Source organism: Vulcanococcus sp. DEBay_Sum29NL08_54, from assembly GCF_017859255.1.
GTDB lineage: Bacteria > Cyanobacteriota > Cyanobacteriia > PCC-6307 > Cyanobiaceae > Vulcanococcus.
On sequence record NZ_JAFMNJ010000010.1, the window covers coordinates 20,723 to 37,466 of the forward strand.

Sequence of the window (16,744 nt, forward strand, 5' to 3'; positions counted from 1 at the left end):
AACCGCCTCTATGGGGCCCACCCTCGCCGCAACTGAAGCCTCTGCTCCTGCGGCTGAGCCTCGGGTCACACGACTTCTTGGCGATCGGTTGGAGCTGGTGGAGGACCTCTGGCAGACGGTGCTGCGCAGTGAATGTCCTGCCCCCCAGGCGGAACGGTTGCTGCGGATGAAAGCGTTGAGCAACCGCATCGACGGCGGCGCTCCCGACCAGGCATCCGAGGCGGCGACCGAGGAGATCGTGCAGCTGATCCGCGACATGGATCTGGCTGAAGCCATTGCTGCCGCTCGCTCCTTTTCCCTCTATTTCCAGCTGGTCAACATCCTTGAGCAGCACATCGAGGAGGACAGCTATCTCGCCAGCCTTCGGCCCCACCACGCTGAAGAGCTGAGCGATCCCTTTGTTCCGCCCCTGGCGAGCCAGAGCTCGCCCGCGACCTTCCGAGAGCTCTTCACCCGGCTGCGGGGCCTTGGCGTTCCTCCGGCCCAGATCGAGCAGCTGCTGCAGGAGCTCGATATCCGGCTGGTGTTCACCGCCCACCCCACGGAGATCGTTCGTCACACCGTGCGCCACAAGCAGCGCCGGGTGGCCTCCCTGATCCAACAGCTCCAGAAGAGTCAGCTGCTGCATCCCGAGGAACGGGACAACCTGCGTCAGCAGTTGGAGGAGGAAATCCGCCTCTGGTGGCGCACCGACGAGCTGCACCAGTTCAAGCCCTCCGTCCTCGATGAGGTCGATTACGCCCTGCACTACTTCCAGCAGGTGCTGTTTGAGGCGATGCCCCAGCTGCGCCAGCGGATTCGCACGGCCCTGGGTGCCAACTACCCCGATGTTCTGCCCCCGAGCGACGCCTTCTGCACCTTTGGCTCTTGGGTTGGATCCGACCGCGACGGCAACCCCTCGGTCACCCCGGACATCACCTGGCGGACGGCGTCTTATCAGCGTCAGCTGATGCTCGATCGCTACTTGGCTGCGGTGGAGGACCTCCGCGATCAGCTGAGTATTTCGATGCAGTGGAGCCAGGTCAGCGCTCCCCTGCTCGAGTCCCTCGAGATGGACCGCCTTCGCTTCCCGGAGGTCTACGAAGAGCGGGCGGCCCGCTACCGGCTGGAGCCCTATCGCCTCAAAATCAGCTACGTCATTGAGCGGCTGCGGCTGACCTTGGCCCGCAACCAGCAGCAGGCGGCTGCCGGCTGGGATGCTCCCCACGAACCGCGGCCGGCCCAGCCCGACTTTGGCAATCAGGGCGCCATGCCCGCTCCCCCCGCACCGGAGCTGCACTACGGAACGGTCGATGAGTTCCGCACCGATCTGGAGCTGATCAACGAAAGCCTGCAGGGCAGCGGCTTGAGCTGTGAGCCCCTGGACAACCTGATCGCCCAGGTGCATACCTTCGCGTTCTGCCTGGCCAGCCTCGATATCCGCCAGGAGAGCACCCGCCACAGCGATGCCCTCGATGAGCTGACCCGCTACCTGCAGATGCCCACTCCCTATGGGGAGATGGACGAGGAGCAGCGGATCAGCTGGTTGATGTCTGAGCTACAGACTCGCCGTCCGCTCATCCCTGCGGCCGTCAAGTGGAGCCCCCTGACGGCTGAAACCTTTGATGTTCTGCGCGTCGTCAAACGGCTGCAGCAGGAGTTCGGCTCCCGCATCTGCCGCACCTACGTGATCTCGATGAGTCACACGGTGTCGGATCTGCTTGAGGTGTTGTTGCTGGCCAAGGAGGCCGGCCTGGTGGATCCGACCGCCCAGCGCTCCGACCTCTTGGTGATCCCCCTGTTTGAAACGGTGGAGGATCTCAAGGCTGCTCCTGGCGTGATGGAGCGGCTGTTTAGCGAGGACTTTTATCGCCAGCTGATCGCGAGCTCCAGCCCCAACGGGCGGCCGCTGCAGGAGCTGATGCTCGGCTACTCCGACAGCAACAAAGACTCCGGCTTCCTCTCCAGTAACTGGGAGATCCACCAGGCCCAAATCGCTCTGCAGCAGTTGGCAAGACGCCATGACGTCTGCCTGCGCCTCTTCCACGGCCGCGGCGGCTCCGTGGGACGGGGCGGTGGTCCGGCCTACCAGGCGATCCTGGCGCAACCCAGCGGCACCCTGAATGGCCGCATCAAGATCACCGAGCAAGGGGAGGTCTTGGCCTCCAAGTACTCCTTGCCGGAGCTGGCGCTCTACAACCTGGAGACGGTCACCACCGCGGTGATTCAGAACAGCCTGGTCACCAGCCACGTGGATGACACGCCGGACTGGAATGAGCTGATGGTTCGGCTGGCGGCGCGCTCCCGCAGCCACTACCGCTCCCTCGTCCACGACAACCCTGATCTGGTCGGCTTCTTCCAGCAGTGCACCCCGATCGAAGAGATCAGCAAATTGCAGATCTCCAGCCGTCCTGCCCGGCGCAAGAGCGGTGCCAAGGATCTCTCCAGCCTGCGCGCCATCCCCTGGGTGTTTGGTTGGACCCAAAGCCGCTTCCTGCTGCCCAGCTGGTTCGGTGTGGGCACGGCCCTGCAGGAGGAACTCAGCGGGGACCCCGGTCAGATGGAGTTGTTCCAGCAGCTCTATCAGCGCTGGCCCTTCTTCCGGATGCTGATCTCGAAGGTGGAGATGACCCTCTCCAAGGTCGACCTGGATCTGGCCCACCACTACGTCCAGTCCCTGGGACGCCCGGAGTCCCGCGAGGCCTTTGAGGAGATCTTCGCGGTGATTGCCCGCGAGTTCGTGCTCACCCGGGATCTGGTCCTGGCCATCACCGGCCATGAGCGTCTGCTCGATGGGGATCCGGCCCTGCAGCTCTCGGTTGAGCTGCGCAACCGCACGATCATCCCGCTGGGATTCCTGCAGGTGGCCCTGTTGCGGCGGCTGCGGGATCAGAACCGCCAGCCGCCCATGAGCGAAGAGGCGGCCCGCGACGACGGCCGGACCTACAGCCGCAGTGAGCTGCTGCGCGGCGCGTTGTTGACGATCAATGGCATTGCCGCGGGCATGCGCAATACCGGTTGAGGCGCGGCGGCCTTGCTTGATTCGCTTCTGATCCCCTTCCGCTCGCAGCCCCAGCCGCCGGCGTTGCCCCTGGGCTACAGCCTTGAGGGTCAGCAGTCCCCCAGTGGGGCAGAACTCAACCGACTGCTCGTGCAGTGCGGGGATCCCCAGCGGCTGGAGGAGCGGCTCGAGCAGGCCCTCTCCCGCAGCGCCTGGCAGTTCAGCGTGCGCAATGCCACTGGTGTCTTGGTCGGTTTTGTGCGAGCGACCAGCGACCTGGCCCTCAATGCCAATCTTTGGGATCTCTCAGCGGATCCACAAGACCCTGAGCAGGCCCAGGTGCTTCGGGTGATCGTCCATGCCGCCATGGCGCGGCTACGGCGCGAATTGCCCGGATGCAGCATTTCGGTGGCGGCCCCCAGCGTGGCCCTCGAGGCGCTCAAGCAAAACGGATTTGTCGTGGACCCCGGCGGTATTCGGGCCATGGGTCTGCGCCTCTAGGCCACAAAAAAACCCCGCCGCAGCGGGGTGATGTCGGTGACGGGTCTAGGACCTGATCACGAGCATGGAGGGACTCGAACCCCCGACCCTCAGAACCGGAATCTGATGCTCTATCCAACTGAGCTACATGCCCATGCGGCCTGAGCAAGATCTGTTGCTCAGATGGGTCGTGTGCAGGCAGCAGACCACCGTCACCGCCTTACCTTACTGGTCAGACGGCCCCAGAGACCCATTCGGCTGCACCGCCTGGAGCTGCGTCAGTTCCGTAATTACGGAGCGCTGAGCCTCACCCTCGAGGCCCCGCGATTGCTGGTGATTGGCCGCAATGGGGAGGGCAAATCCAACCTGCTGGAGGCAGTCGAGCTGCTCGGCAGTCTTCGCTCCCACCGCTGCAGCAGCGACCGGGATTTGATTCAGCAGGGGGAGCGGCAGGGGTTGATCGCCGCCGACTGTGACGGCGGCGATCGCCTGGAGTTGGAATTGCGCCGGCAGGGGGGGCGGCAGGCCCGCCGGAACGGCAAGGTGCTGGAGCGTCAGCACGAGTTGATTGGTCCCCTGCGCTGCGTCGGTTTCAGCGCCCTGGACCTGGAGCTCGTGCGCGGTGAGCCTGCCCTGCGCCGGCAGTGGCTGGATCGGGTGGTGCTGCAGCTCGAGCCGGTCTATGCCGAGTTGCTCAGTCGCTACGGCCGCCTGCTGCGGCAGCGCTCCCAGCTGTTGCGGCGGGGATTCCCCCAGGCCCAGCTTGAGGGGCTGCTGGATGCCTTTGACCAGCAGATGGCCTTGATCGGAACCCGGCTGCACCGCCGGCGGCTGCGGGCGCTGCGGCGGCTGGAACCCCTGGCCCAGGCTTGGCAGCACCGCCTCAGCGATGGCCGTGAACTCTTGGGTCTGCGCTACTGCCCCGGCAGTCAGCTCGAGGGTGAGGAGGCGGAAGCCCCCTGGCGGGATGCCCTGGCGGAGCAGTTGCTGCTGCAGCGCCCCCAGGAGTTGCGACTGGGCCAGTGCAGCGTCGGCCCCCATCGCGATGAGGTGGCGATGGAGCTGGGCGGCCAGCCGGCCCGCCGCTATGGATCAGCGGGACAGCAGCGCACCCTGGTCCTGGCCTTGAAGCTGGCGGAGCTCGAGCTGGTGCATCAACTCTGGGGCGAGCCACCACTGCTGCTGCTGGATGACGTCTTGGCGGAGCTCGACCCCGGGCGGCAAGAGCTGTTGCTGGAGGCCGTGGGCCAGGGGCATCAGTGCCTGGTGAGCGCGACCCACCTGGGGGCCTTTAACGGCGGTTGGCATCAGGGTTCTCAGGTGGTCACCGTTGAGGCAGGAATGGTGCTCCCTGGCCAGTAAAGTCTTGAACTCTTTGCCTCACGTTGATGAGCCAAGCAGCCTGTCTCCACCCCAACCCGGGATGGACTGGAGCTGAGACCTTCTCCGCTAGCCCCCAAGCACCCAGTGCCACCGACATGGTGGGTAAACACTGCATCCTCGAGCTGTACAACTGCGACGCTGACAAGCTCGACGACGAAGCTTTCATCAGGAACGCCCTCACCACCGCTGCGAAGCGTGCTGGCGCGACCCTGCTCAATCTGATCACCCACCACTTCCAACCTCAGGGTGTGACGGGGCTGGCCCTTCTGGCCGAATCCCATATCTCCATCCACACGTGGCCCGAGTCGGGCTACGCCGCTGTGGACGTGTTCACCTGCGGTGACCACACCATGCCCGAGCGGGCCTGCATCGTGCTGAGCGAAGAGCTCAACGCAGGTAACTACAAGCTCAAGAGCTTCCGCCGCGAGACCCCTGAGGCTGTGGCCGACGCCGAGCGTGAACCCGATCTGATCGCAGCCTGATTGCGATCGAACACCGAGCCTCCCGCCAGCGGGGGGCTTTTTTGTGCCCGTGCACCAGTGGCGTGTCTTGGAAGGATTGGCTGTAATGCCGCCAATCTGGATCTCTCCCCCCATGCAGGAGATCACCTTTGCCATCGAGGCGGCGCTGATCACCGGCGGCAGCTTGGCGCTGTTGACCCTGGCCTCCCGGGTCCCCGCCGCCGCCGATCAGGCGCTCGCCGCTCCCCCCGCGCCACCGAAGCTTGACCACCGTCCCTCCCCGCGCACCCAGTTGGAGGGCCAGACGGTGGTGCAACTGCAGCAGCTGGCCCGTGCCCGGGGGCTCTCCGGAGTGAGCCGCCTGCGCAAGGCAGATCTGATTGAGGAGTTGCTCAGCGCTTGAGGGCCCGGTTGAGCTTTCCGCTCACCAAGCCCTCAAGATCCAGGCTGACGGCGCTGAAGCCCAGGCCCAGTAGGGCCTCCACAACGGCAGTGCGGTTGGGCTCCTCCACCAGGCGTTGCAGGGCTGAGGGGGGCACCTCGATGCGGGCCGTTTCCCCCTGGCTGCGCACCCGCAGTTCCTGAAATCCCCTCTGCCGCAGCCAGGCTTCGGCGGCGCCGACCCGCTGCAGTCGCTCAGCGTTGATGCCTTCGCCGTAGGGAAAACGTGAGGCCAGGCAGGGTTGAGCGGGCTTGTCCCACCAGGGGAATCCCAGGGCCCGCGAGAGGGCACGCACCCCGGCTTTGTCGATCTGCAGTTCCGCCAGGGGCGATGAGACCCCCCGCTCCCGCGCCGCCTCGATGCCGGGGCGATGGTCGCCGAGGTCGTCGCGGTTCACGCCATCGAGAACGCTGGCACCGCGCCATTGCTCGTCGAGTTGGCCGACCAGTTCAGCGATCACGCTGTGGAGTTCCCGCTTGCAGGCGTAGCAGCGGTTCTCTGGGTTGCTGCTGTAGGCCGGATCGTTCAACTCGGCCGTGGGCAGTTCCTGCTGCTGGATGCCCATCCAGGCCGCCTGCTGCTGCGCTTCTGCTCGGAGGTGGGGTGCCAAGGCCGGTGAGATGCCGGTGACCGCCAGGGCGCGATCGCCCAGCTGTTCAGCTGCGATGGCGGCCACCAAGGCACTGTCGACTCCGCCGGAGTAGGCGACGATGGCCGCCGGAAGCGACGCAATGCGCTGCCGCAGGGCCCCGAGGGCCTCCACCAAGGGAGGCTCCAGTTGTTCAACGATGGGGTGCCCTGGCTTCAAAACACTCTCGTTAGGATCCAACGGTAAGAGGCTCGTCGATGGCTCCGCAGGCAACCTCTGCCAGCACTAGTCGCAGCACCGGACGCGGCATTGGGATCCGAACCGCCGCCGATGGCAGCGAGCGCAGTCGCGGCCAGGTTCACGTCTACGACGGCGAAGGCAAAGGCAAAAGTCAGGCGGCCCTCGGGGTCGTCCTGCGGACCATTGGCTTGGGCATCTGCGAGCAGAAGCAGACCCGGGTGCTGTTGCTGCGTTTTCTGAAGGGGCCCGGTCGCTCCTACGACGAAGACGCGGCGATCGAAGCCCTGCAGCAGGGTTTCCCCCATCTGATCGACCAGGTCCGCACCGGCCGCGGCGAATTTTTTGGCGCCGATGAGGTCACCCGCGTGGACGTGCAAGAGGCCCAGCGGGGTTGGACCATCGCCAAGGGGGCCATCGCCAGCGAGCTCTATTCGGTGGTGGTGCTCGATGAGCTCAACCCCGTGCTGGATCTCGGCTTGTTGGATGCCGAGGAGGTGGTGCGCACCCTCTCGGCCAAGCCCGCCGGCATGGAGGTGATCGTCACCGGTCGGGGCGCTCCTCGCTCCTTGGTGCAGATTGCAGACCTCCACTCGGAGATGCGCGCCCACCGGCGCCCCGATACCCCGGCCTTCGAGGAGCAAACCGGTGAGCCGGTCTTGGCGGGCCTCGAGGGGGTTGAGGTCTACACCGGCGAGGGCAAGGGCAAGTCCACCAGTGCCCTGGGCAAGGCCCTGCAGGCCATTGGCCGCGGCATCTCCCAGGACAAAAGCCACAGGGTGTTGATCCTGCAGTGGCTCAAGGGGGGCAACGGCTACACCGAGGACGCGGCGATTGCGGCCCTACGGGAGAGCTACCCCCATCTGGTGGATCACCTGCGCTCGGGCCGGGACGCCATCGTCTGGCGCGGTCAGCAGCAACCGATTGATTACGTCGAGGCCGAGCGCGCTTGGGAAATCGCCCGTGCGGCGATCTCCAGTGGTCTCTACAAGACCGTGATCCTTGATGAGATCAACCCCACCGTTGATCTGGAGTTGATTCCGGTGGAGCCGATCGTGCAAACCCTGCTGCGCAAGCCGGCTGAGACTGAAGTGATCCTGACCGGACGCTGCAAGCACCCCCCGGCCTACTTCGATTTGGCCAGCGTCCACTCCGAGATGGTCTGCCACAAGCACTACGCCGAACGTGGGGTGGACCTCAAGCGCGGCGTGGATTACTGAGCGCTGACCATGAAAAAAGCCCGGGGAGTCCCCGGGCTGAGGGCTTGCAATCAGTAGCGGGGGACTGAGCTGTCCACCTCTTGGCTCCAGGCATCGATGCCACCGGCCACGTTGATGCCTTCAATGCCGTGGCGCTTGAGGGCAATCAGGGCCTTGGCGCTGCGGCCCCCGAGCTTGCAGTGGACGTAGAGCTGCTTGCCGTCGGCCAGCTGCTTGATCCGCTCCACGGCGGTTCCGTTCTCGATGTGGTCGAGGGGAATCAGCTCGGCTCCTGGGATGACCGCAATCTCCGCTTCGGGCGGGTTGCGCACGTCGATCAGCACCATGCCGGAGGTGTCCCCATCCAGCAGGGTCTTCAGTTCGCTGACGCTGATGCTTTCGACGGAGCCGGCTTCCTCTTGGCCGGGTGCGGTGCCGCCGACCCCGCAGAACTCCTGGTAGTCGATCAGCTTGTCGATCACCGGGCGCTCCGGGTTGGGGCGCAGCTTGAGCTCCCGGAACTTCATGCCCAGGGCATCAAACAGCAGCAGCCGCCCGCTGAGGGTGGTGCCGATGCCGGTGATGATCTTCACCGCCTCGGTGGCCTGGATCACGCCGATGATTCCGGGCAGAACGCCCACCACGCCGCCCTCGGCGCAGGAGGGAACCATGCCCGGCGGCGGGGGCTCAGGGAAGAGGTCGCGGTAGTTGGGGCTTTCGGCATCCAGGTTGAACACCGTGGCCTGGCCTTCAAAGCGGAAGATCGAGCCGTAGACGTTGGGTTTGCCCAGCAGCACGCAGGCGTCGTTCACCAGGTAGCGGGTGGGGAAGTTGTCGGTCCCGTCGCAGACGATGTCGTAGGGGCGAACGATGTCGAGGGCGTTCTCGCTGCTGAGGGCCGTCTCGTAGAGATCGACCTGGCAGTGGGGGTTGATCTCGAGGATTCGCGCCTTGGCCGATTCGATCTTGGGTTTGCCGACCCAGCTGGTGCCGTGGATCACCTGGCGCTGCAGGTTGGAGTGATCCACCACGTCGAAGTCGACGATGCCGATGCGGCCGACGCCAGCCGCAGCCAGATAAAGGAGCAGAGGGGAGCCCAGTCCGCCGGTGCCCACGCAGAGGACAGAAGAGGCTTTGAGCCGCTTTTGACCCTCCATGCCCACTTCCGGCAGGATCAGGTGGCGCGCAAAACGGGCCACCTCATCGGGGCTCAGCTCGATGCCGGTGGTGTCAAGGGGAAGCATGGAGTGCCGATCGCTTTCCAGCTCCCTACTTTCCCAAACGCTGGTCCCCTGCGGCCAGCCCCTGTCGCAAAGGCAATTCACGGGGCTCGCAGGCGTCGTCATCCCCGGACAGCCACCAGGCCCGCCAGCGCTCGTTGCCCAGGCCTGAGGCGATCACCATCAAGGTGGGCCCAAAGCAGAGCTCCCGGTCGGTTTGGGACGGGATGGCGGCGCTGGTGGGATGGCTGTGGGCTGAACCGATCACCTGGAGCCCATGCTCCCGGGCCCAGCGTTGCGCGAGCAGCTGCTCGCGGGGATCGAGCAGGAAGCGGTGGTCCCGTTCCCGGGCCGGTTCCCAGCGGTTGCAGCAGGGCCAAACCCGATGCAGCTCCAGGCTTTTGCCCTTGGTTTTGCCCAGCAGGAGAGCACAACCCTCTTCCGGCAGGGCGGCGTTGAGGGTGCGCTCCAAAACCATCAGCCAATGACCATCAACGCGCAACTGGTCTGGCGCTTGGGCAGTCACCCGGATACCTTGTGTCGAGGTTTTTAATCCAAGCCCATCCTGATGACCGACGACAGCAACGATCTGAAGGAATCGGCAACTCCAGCTGCAGAAGAGGCCGGCGCGAATTTCACCGAGCGCTACACCGAGGTGCTCTCCAAGGTCAACGAGACCCTGGACAAGGTGGACTGGAACCAGATGGGCCGCATCGGTAAGGGTGTGGGCGTTCTGGTGATCGTGATCGTCGCCCAGGTCCTGATCAAGGGCGTGCTGGACACCATCAACCTGCTGCCTGTGGTTCCTGGTCTGCTGGAGCTGCTGGGCCTGGTGGTCGTGGGTCAGTGGAGCTGGAAAAACCTCACCACCAGCGACAAGCGCACCGCCGTGATCAACAAGGTCCAGGGTCTGCGCAAGGAATACCTGGGCTGACTCAGTCCCTTACGGCCAGGTGTGCAGGAGCGCGGTGATGCTGGCGGCACTTTGCTGCCAGTAGCCACCGCCAAAGAGATTGGCGTGGTTGAGCAGGTGATACAGGTTGTAGAGCTCGACCCGCCGCTGGTGGCCCGCTTCCAGGGGCCATTCCCGTTCGTAGCCGCGGAAGAAGCTGCGGGGGAAACCGCCGAAGAGCTGGGCCATGGCTAGATCCACCTCCCGGTCCCCGCGGTAGACGGCCGGATCAAAGATGGCGCCGCCGCCGCCCTGAAGTAGCGCAGCGTTCCCGCTCCAGAGGTCGCCGTGGACGAGGGAGGGCTCAGCTGGGTGCTCCGCGAGCCAGAGCGGTACCCGCTCGAGCAGGGCCTCGGCTCCAGGAAGCGCGTGTCCTGAGTCGGCCGCCCAGCTGAGCTGGGGCCTGAGGCGCTGCTCGGCAAAAAACGCGCCCCAGGTCTCTCCCCAGCGGTTGGCTTGGGGGCCAGAGCCAATGAAGTTGTCGCGCTCCCAGCCGAAGCGTCCGTCATGGCCAATGAGGCTGCCCCGGTGCAGCTGGGCCAGTCCGGCCCCTAGTGCCTCCCAGGCCTGGGCTGGATCCGTTGGCGTGCCGAGCTCCAGCCAGTTCAGCAGCAACACGGCTTCGCCGCCGGCGAGGCCCAGGCCGCAGGGCCGCGGAACGCGCAGGCTCGATTGCCCCTGCTCGATGGCCCTGGCCAGGGCCTCCAGCCCCTGGGCTTCAGCCTCGAGCACCGGCAGCAGTTCGGCGCGGTTGGTTTTGGCGAAGAGCTCCTGCCCATCGGCCAGGGCCAGCCGCCAGGCGCTGTGGATGCAGCCTCCACCCACCGGTGAGCGCTTCAGCAGCCGGGCCCCGCTGGTGGCCTCGATCCAGTCTGAGAACGCCTGCGGGATGGCCACGACGCGGTGGAGGGAGGGGCGCTGCCAGCATGCCGCGATGGGCAAATCCTGTGATGTTGCAGTCGTTGGAGGGGGCATTGCCGGCCTGACCGCAGCCGCACTGCTGGCCGCAGAAGGCCTGCAGGTGGAGTTGCTGGAGGCCCACAGCCAGACCGGTGGCTGCGCTGGAACCTTTCGCCGTGGTCCCTACGTCTTTGATGTGGGGGCGACCCAGGTGGCGGGGTTTGAGCCGGGGGGGATCCATCAGCGGCTGATGGCCCATTTCGGTGTCCCTCTGCCCGAGGCCACTCCCTTGAATCCCGGCTGCAGCGTGCAGCTCAGCACCGCTGAGGAACCGGTGCACCTCTGGCGGGATCCCGAGCGTTGGCGCCAGGAGCGCGAGCGCCAGTTCCCAGGAAGTGAACGGTTTTGGGCCCTCTGTGCCCTGTTGCACAGCAGCAATTGGGCCTTCGCCGCCCGTGATCCGGTGCTTCCGCCGCGCACGCTTTGGGATCTGCGCCAACTGCTGGGGGCCCTGGGGGCCGGCACCTTGGCCAGTGGCCTGTTCACGACCGCCACGGTTGCCGATTTGCTGGTGCTCAGCGGCTGCGCGGGGGATGCGCGCCTGCGGCGCTTCTTGGATCTTCAGCTGCGCCTCTATTCCCAGGAGCCCGCCGACCAGACGGCGGCCCTCTACGGGGCCACGGTGTTGGCGATGGCCCAGGAGCCGCTTGGGCTTTGGCACCTCCACGGCTCGATGCAGCAGCTCTGCCAGGCCCTCGAGCAGGTCCTGGAGGCCAGGGGGGGGAGCCTGCGCTTGCGCCATCGGCTGAGCCAGATGCGCCCTGGCGGCAGTGGTTGGCAGCTGAGCGGTGAGGGGCCAGGCCAGAAGCCCTTTGCGCTGGAGGCGGCCGATGTGGTCTGTGCGCTGCCGCCTCAGACCTTGCCGGCTCTGCTCGGAGAGTCCCTGCCAGCGGCCTATGGCCGTCGCATCGCCGGCTTCCCGGATCCATCGGGTGCCTTGGTGCTCTATGCCGCGGTGGATCGCGATCGCCTGCCCAAGGGACTGGGGCTGCATGCCCAGCTGGATTGGCAGGACCCCGGCAGTGTCTTTCTCTCCTTCAGCGCCGAGGGCGATGGACGGGCCCCGGCGGGGCAGGCGACCTTGATTGCGAGTGTCTTCACCCCGGCTAAGCCTTGGTTTGATCTGCCTGAGCCTGAGTACCAGCGCAAAAAACAGCAGGCGATGGCGGGGATCCAGGCGGCGCTGGAGGCCTTCTTGGGTCTGAGGCTGGAGGACTACCGCCATGCTGAGCTGGCTACCCCGCGGGGGTTTGCGGGCTGGACGGGCCGACCCTTCGGCTTTGTCGGTGGCCTGGGCCAGCACCCGAGCCGCTTTGGTCCCTTTGGTTTGGCTAGCCGGACTCCCCTGGCGGGGCTTTGGCTCTGCGGCGACGCGATCTATCCCGGTGAGGGCACCGCTGGGGTGAGCCTCTCGGCCTTGATGGCCTGCCGCCAGTTACTGCAGAGCAAGGGGCGCTCCCTGGTGCTCAGCAGCTAGAGGAATTCAGGTCGCAGGGCCTGGCAGTGCACCAGCTCCTGCTGCAGGGCCTCCCACTGCTCTCCCTCCACCAAGCTCTGCAGCTGTTGCAGTTGCCGTTGGTACTGCTCCAAGGCGCTGAGGACGGCGGCGCGGTTGGTGCGCGCCATCAAGGTGCCCAGTTCGGGATTGCCGCCGCCGATGCGGCTGGTGTCGGCGAAGCCGCTGGAGGCCAGGGCCCGCACGAGGGCTGGGGCCGCGGTTCCGCCTTGATCGGCGCTCTGCAGCAGTGCAGCACTGACGAGGACCGGCATGTGGGAGATCAGGGCTACGGCCTGGTCATGGGCCGCGGCGGGGCACTCCAGCCAGTGGGCGCCGATGCTCTCCGCCAGGCCGCGCACCGCCGTCAGCGCCTCTGGATCGGTCTCGGCTGTGGGGGTGGCAACCCAGGGACGCCCTTGAAAGAGACCGGCAAGGCCCGCTTCCACCCCGGCTTGGGCCGTCCCCGCCATCGGATGGCTCGGCACGAAGCGCCGGTGCAGCGATGCCCAGCGCTCCTGGATCGGTTGCTTGACCGATCCCACATCCGTGATCACGGCGTCGGCCGGCAGGGCCGCCACCAGGCTGGGGTCTGGTTCCAGCAGGCGATCCAAGGGCAAGGCCAGGATCACCAAACCGCAGTCCTGCAACACCGCCGGATCGGTGTCGATCCTCTGGGCCAGCCCCCGCTCCTGGGCCCGCTCGGCGGTGCTGCGGCGATGGACCAAGGCCCGGACCTCGAGTCCCTGGGCTTGCAGATCCAGGCCCAGGGATCCGCCGATCAACCCCAGGCCCACGATCCCGATGGGTCGCTCTCGCCAGTGGGTTGTCATCGCTGAACAGTTGTCTCGTCCCAGCTTCCTACGATTCCCCGATGTTGGAAGCCAAGGCCCACCAACAGCTCAAGGCGCTCCTCCGCCTGGAGGGGGAAACCCGCTGGCCCCACCACCTCACCTTGAGCCGGTTGGTGGCCCGCAGCCTGCGGCGCTCGGATCAGACCTTGGTGCGTCTGGCCCCCGGCAGTGATCCCAGCTGGCTGCTGGGCCTGTTGGTGCCCTTGGCTCTCAACAACAGCCCCGTGGCGTTGGTGGTCAGCCCGGCCCTGCGCCAGCGTCTGTTGACGGTGGAGTTGCCCCGGCTCCAGGCCGTTGGCTTGAACCTCCCCTGCTGGGAGGGCACGACGGCACCGGAGTCGGCACCGCTCTGGCTGCTGCAGCACGACGCCCTGGTGGCGGCCTGGCGCAGCGGTCAACTGGCGGACCGCCAGCTTGTGGTCCCGGAGGGGGAGCTGCTGCAGCCGCTGCTGCGGCAGGCCCTGGAGGTGGTGATTGAAACGGAGCACTGGGAGCAGTTGCGCCGCAGCCTTCCCGCCGCTGCCCCCAGCCTGCTGCAGCTGCATGAACGCTTGAGTCGCCGGCTGTTGGCCCGGCCCTGCGGTCCCCATCAGCGGGTTCCCATCACTCCAGATGATGAGGCCCCCTTGCGGCAGTTGCTGGGGGTCCTGTCTCCCCTGCCGGAGCCCTGGCCCCAGTGGCTTGCGGTGGCGGGCGAGGACTGGACCAGTTGGGCCTCGGTCAATCCAACCCTGCTGCAGTGGACCCTGCATCGCCAGCCCCTGGATCCCTGCACCGTGATGCCCGGGCTCCTCAGCGGCCGTGGCTTGGTGGTGGTTGGCCCCTGGCCGCAACCGGCCCCTTCAGGACTCGGGATTGAGCCCCAGGTGGAGGTGAGCCTCGCGGATCCGCCCCTGCTGGATCCCTTGCCCCTGTTTGCTCCCCAGGGGCAGGCCCTGCCGAATGCTCCCCACTACCCCAGCCATCTGCTGGATCAGTGCCGCCGCTTGGTCTTGGGGCAGGCCGGCCTGACGGTGGTTGTGCTTGATGACGAGGGGTTGAGGCTGGGACTGACCAGTGCCTTGGCGGCGGAATTCGGCAGTCGAGTGGGCCATGAGCTCACTGCTCCTGAGGCCAATGGCGTCCTCTGCTGCAGCTGGAGTTGGTGGCTTGAGCATCAACAGCGATTGCCGTTGCCCTGTCAGCTGATCGCGGCCACCCTGCCCATCTCGAGCCTGGAGGACCCGCTCACGGCGGCTCGGGTGGCGGCTCTGCGGCTGCAGGGTCGTGATTGGTTCCGGGAGCTGCTGCTGCCTGAAGCCCTGGGCCGACTGCAGCGCTCGATTGCTGGTTTACGGCGCAACGGCGGTCGTCTGGCCGTCCTTGACGGCCGCTTGAGGCGCCGGGGTTGGGGCCGTCAGGTGCTCGAGGCCCTGGAGCCCTGGGTGGCCCTGCATCGACTGCTCCCCAACCCGTAAGTGGCCTAGTCCCCGTAGCCTGACCGCGCCGCGCAGCACAGCAGCAATGGGAGAGGCCAAGCGTCGCTCGGAACAGGGTCTGCCCCCCCGCGAGAAGAAGAGCGAGAAGGCCAAGGACACCTCACCGCGTCTGGCTCCTTGGCTGCCCTTGACCCAGCGCCAGGGTGAGCAGTTCGTCTCCGTCACCACCCGTGGCGCCTGGATCGGCATTGGTGCACTGGTGCTCTTCTGGCTGACGGTGCGCTTCCTCGGCCCCGCCTTGGGCTGGTGGACCCTGGCCGACGGTTAATCGTCAGGGGGCGAACATCCTTGCTCGCGCAAATCTGAAGAAAAGATTAGGATCGATTTATTCTTGAGTTGCGGCGGTCATGTTCGCGCGCCTAGCTGAGCAGTACCGCTCCGTTGTTGAGGACTTGGTGATGAGCCTGCGTGCTCTTGCTGAGGGTCTGCAGCGTCAGGGAATTGCCGCCACTTGCTATGTCTGCGGCGATGGTCAGGACGGCCACGGCGCATCCTTCGTCGCCAGCTTGGGCGATGAGCACATGGTGCGCTTTTTGGTTTCGGATTTCGGCATCAGCTGGGTGGAGTCCCGCAACGGCCATGAGCTGGTGAAGCTTGAGGGTGCTGAGGCCATTCAGGAGCTGGAGCGCCTGAGCGCCAACCTCCGCGCCCTCGCTCAGCCTTCGGTGGCCGCGGCGCCGGTTTCTTAGGCCCGAGCCAACCAGCAAAAAGCCCCCGGGTGATTCACCCGGGGGCTTTGTTGTGCCTGGAGGCCTTAGCTGGCGGCGGGTAGGGCCTGGTCCTTGTCGGCGCTGGCGCTTCCAGCGGCGGCCAACTTGGCAGCGGCGGTGGCGACGGGCTTCAGCGAGTCGGTGGTTTCGCTGAGTTTTTGACGCACCTTCACTTCAATGGCCTCTTTCTCGGTGCTGTTCTGCTCGAGCCAGGTGATGGTGTTATCGCGCCCTTGGCCGATGTTGTCGCCTTCGTAGCTGTACCAAGCGCCTTTGCGAACAACGACACCGTGCTCTTCGGCGAGATCGAGCAGGCAGCCCACGGTGCTGATTCCACGGCCGAAGAGGATGTCGAATTCCGCGATCCGGAAGGGCGGGGCCACTTTGTTTTTGGCCACTTTCACCTTGGCGCGGATCCCGAATTCTTCGGTGCCCCGCTTGAGGGTCTGGATGCGGCGGATGTCGAGGCGGACTGAGGCGTAGAACTTCAGGGCGTTACCGCCGGTGGTGGTCTCAGGGTTGCCGTAGGTCACGCCAATCTTTTGGCGGAGCTGGTTCAGGAAGATCACGGTGCAACCGGACTTGCCGATGTTGCCGGTGATTTTGCGCATCGCCTGGCTCATCAGGCGGGCCTGGCTGCCGACGGCGAGGTCCCCCATCTCGCCCTCGATTTCCGAGCGGGGCGTCAGCGCTGCCACTGAGTCCACCACGACGATGTCGACGGCTGCGGAGCGCACCAGTTGATCAACGATCTCCAGGGCCATCTCGCCGGTGTCCGGCTGGGAGACCAGCAGGTTCTCGATGTCGACGCCCAGGGCCGCGGCATAGACGGGGTCCAGGGCGTGCTCGGCGTCGACGAAGGCGGCTACGCCTCCGCGGCGCTGCACTTCAGCGATGGCGTGCAGGGTGAGGGTCGTCTTACCAGAGCTCTCCGGGCCATAGACCTCAACAACCCGTCCCTTCGGGTAGCCACCGCCGAGGGCGAGGTCGAGGGTCAGGGCGCCGGTGGGGGTGGTCTCGATCCGCATGCGGGAGGCATCCCCCAGGCGCATGATCGAGCCCTTGCCGAAGTTGCGCTCGATTTGGTTCAGAACGAGGCCAAGGGCCTTGTCCCGCTCAGGACTTTTGGCGCTGGTGCTCTTGTCGTCAGCAGGCATATCGCGAAAGGGTTGAAGGAGCGGCCGCGCAGCGGGTAGGCCAGTTCGGTGGAGCCATCCTGGGCGACCTCTGTGAAAGAAGTGCCACCCCAGGCGCCAGGTGTTTCACCGGAGCGAACCCTGGCCTGTAGTACAGGCGTACCCTAG

At 66.1% G+C, this 16,744-nt stretch carries 17 protein-coding genes and 1 tRNA gene; 11 read left to right on the plus strand and 7 right to left on the minus strand.

The genetic code is table 11. From position 1 onward, the window contains the following. Positions 1-10 precede the first annotated feature (10 nt). Both ppc and QZ186_RS05340 read left to right on the plus strand, forming a co-directional pair. A complete protein-coding gene (ppc, locus tag QZ186_RS05335; protein ID WP_296416120.1) occupies positions 11-3,001 on the plus strand; it encodes a phosphoenolpyruvate carboxylase in 2,991 nt (996 codons plus the stop codon). A 12-nt stretch (positions 3,002-3,013) separates the two neighbouring features. Further along, positions 3,014-3,481 carry a hypothetical protein gene (locus QZ186_RS05340; RefSeq protein ID WP_010314864.1) on the plus strand — a complete coding sequence of 156 codons (468 nt, stop codon included), beginning with the start codon at positions 3,014-3,016 and terminating at the stop codon, positions 3,479-3,481. A gap of 59 nt (positions 3,482-3,540) precedes the next feature. Here QZ186_RS05340 and QZ186_RS05345 read toward each other — a convergent pair. Further along, positions 3,541-3,614: transfer RNA gene (locus QZ186_RS05345), tRNA-Arg, on the minus strand. Between the two features lie 29 nt (positions 3,615-3,643). Between QZ186_RS05345 and recF the strand changes: the two genes are divergently transcribed. From recF to QZ186_RS05360, 3 genes are all read left to right on the plus strand, one after another. After that, positions 3,644-4,822, plus strand: coding sequence for a DNA replication/repair protein RecF (recF, locus tag QZ186_RS05350; protein ID WP_010314865.1), 1,179 nt, complete (start codon positions 3,644-3,646; stop codon positions 4,820-4,822). A 26-nt stretch (positions 4,823-4,848) separates the two neighbouring features. Then, positions 4,849-5,325, plus strand: a complete 477-nt coding sequence (speD, locus tag QZ186_RS05355; protein WP_010314867.1) for an adenosylmethionine decarboxylase — start codon at positions 4,849-4,851, stop codon at positions 5,323-5,325. A gap of 112 nt (positions 5,326-5,437) precedes the next feature. Then, positions 5,438-5,707, plus strand: coding sequence for a Rho termination factor N-terminal domain-containing protein (locus QZ186_RS05360; RefSeq protein WP_010314868.1), 270 nt, complete (start codon positions 5,438-5,440; stop codon positions 5,705-5,707). Here the strand turns inward: QZ186_RS05360 and larE are convergent. Next, entirely contained in the window at positions 5,697-6,512 is an 816-nt protein-coding gene (gene larE / locus QZ186_RS05365) for an ATP-dependent sacrificial sulfur transferase LarE (RefSeq protein WP_367268117.1), read from the minus strand. The two genes, QZ186_RS05360 and larE, sit on opposite strands and share 11 nt — an antisense overlap. A gap of 80 nt (positions 6,513-6,592) precedes the next feature. On the opposite strand from larE, the gene QZ186_RS05370 reads away from it, so the two are divergent. Beyond that, a complete protein-coding gene (locus QZ186_RS05370; protein WP_010314872.1) occupies positions 6,593-7,792 on the plus strand; it encodes a cob(I)yrinic acid a,c-diamide adenosyltransferase in 1,200 nt (399 codons plus the stop codon). Positions 7,793-7,842: 50 nt separating this feature from the next. Here QZ186_RS05370 and moeB read toward each other — a convergent pair whose 3' ends face one another. Both moeB and QZ186_RS05380 read right to left on the minus strand, forming a co-directional pair. Beyond that, a complete protein-coding gene (gene moeB / locus QZ186_RS05375; RefSeq protein ID WP_247479653.1) occupies positions 7,843-9,015 on the minus strand; it encodes a molybdopterin-synthase adenylyltransferase MoeB in 1,173 nt (390 codons plus the stop codon). A gap of 25 nt (positions 9,016-9,040) precedes the next feature. After that, on the minus strand, positions 9,041-9,517 hold the full coding sequence (locus tag QZ186_RS05380) for a M67 family metallopeptidase (protein ID WP_296416097.1): 477 nt from the start codon (positions 9,515-9,517) through the stop codon (positions 9,041-9,043). A gap of 42 nt (positions 9,518-9,559) precedes the next feature. Here QZ186_RS05380 and QZ186_RS05385 point away from each other — a divergent pair, with 42 nt between their 5' ends. Next, complete coding sequence (locus QZ186_RS05385) at positions 9,560-9,925, plus strand: CAAD domain-containing protein (protein ID WP_010314878.1); 366 nt, start codon at positions 9,560-9,562, stop codon at positions 9,923-9,925. Between the two features lie 9 nt (positions 9,926-9,934). Here the strand turns inward: QZ186_RS05385 and QZ186_RS05390 are convergent, their stop codons facing one another. After that, complete coding sequence (locus tag QZ186_RS05390; protein WP_296416098.1) at positions 9,935-10,885, minus strand: fructosamine kinase family protein; 951 nt, start codon at positions 10,883-10,885, stop codon at positions 9,935-9,937. Between QZ186_RS05390 and crtD the strand changes: the two genes are divergently transcribed. Beyond that, positions 10,878-12,380, plus strand: coding sequence for a C-3',4' desaturase CrtD (gene crtD / locus QZ186_RS05395; RefSeq protein ID WP_296416099.1), 1,503 nt, complete (start codon positions 10,878-10,880; stop codon positions 12,378-12,380). The genes QZ186_RS05390 and crtD overlap by 8 nt on opposite strands. Here the strand turns inward: crtD and QZ186_RS05400 are convergent. Continuing rightward, positions 12,377-13,231, minus strand: coding sequence for a prephenate/arogenate dehydrogenase (locus tag QZ186_RS05400; protein ID WP_296416100.1), 855 nt, complete (start codon positions 13,229-13,231; stop codon positions 12,377-12,379). The two genes, crtD and QZ186_RS05400, sit on opposite strands and share 4 nt — an antisense overlap. Positions 13,232-13,272: 41 nt before the next feature. Here QZ186_RS05400 and QZ186_RS05405 point away from each other — a divergent pair, with 41 nt between their 5' ends. From QZ186_RS05405 to QZ186_RS05415, 3 genes are all read left to right on the plus strand, one after another. Then, on the plus strand, positions 13,273-14,709 hold the full coding sequence (locus QZ186_RS05405; protein ID WP_296416101.1) for a helicase: 1,437 nt from the start codon (positions 13,273-13,275) through the stop codon (positions 14,707-14,709). A 46-nt stretch (positions 14,710-14,755) separates the two neighbouring features. Beyond that, entirely contained in the window at positions 14,756-14,998 is a 243-nt protein-coding gene (locus QZ186_RS05410; RefSeq protein ID WP_296416102.1) for a DUF2839 domain-containing protein, read from the plus strand. Positions 14,999-15,077: 79 nt separating this feature from the next. Further along, a complete protein-coding gene (locus QZ186_RS05415) occupies positions 15,078-15,419 on the plus strand; it encodes a DUF1815 family protein (protein ID WP_010314909.1) in 342 nt (113 codons plus the stop codon). 65 nt (positions 15,420-15,484) lie between these two features. On the opposite strand, the gene recA is transcribed toward QZ186_RS05415, so the two are convergent. After that, a complete protein-coding gene (recA, locus tag QZ186_RS05420; RefSeq protein WP_247479634.1) occupies positions 15,485-16,597 on the minus strand; it encodes a recombinase RecA in 1,113 nt (370 codons plus the stop codon). Positions 16,598-16,744: the final 147 nt, after the last annotated feature.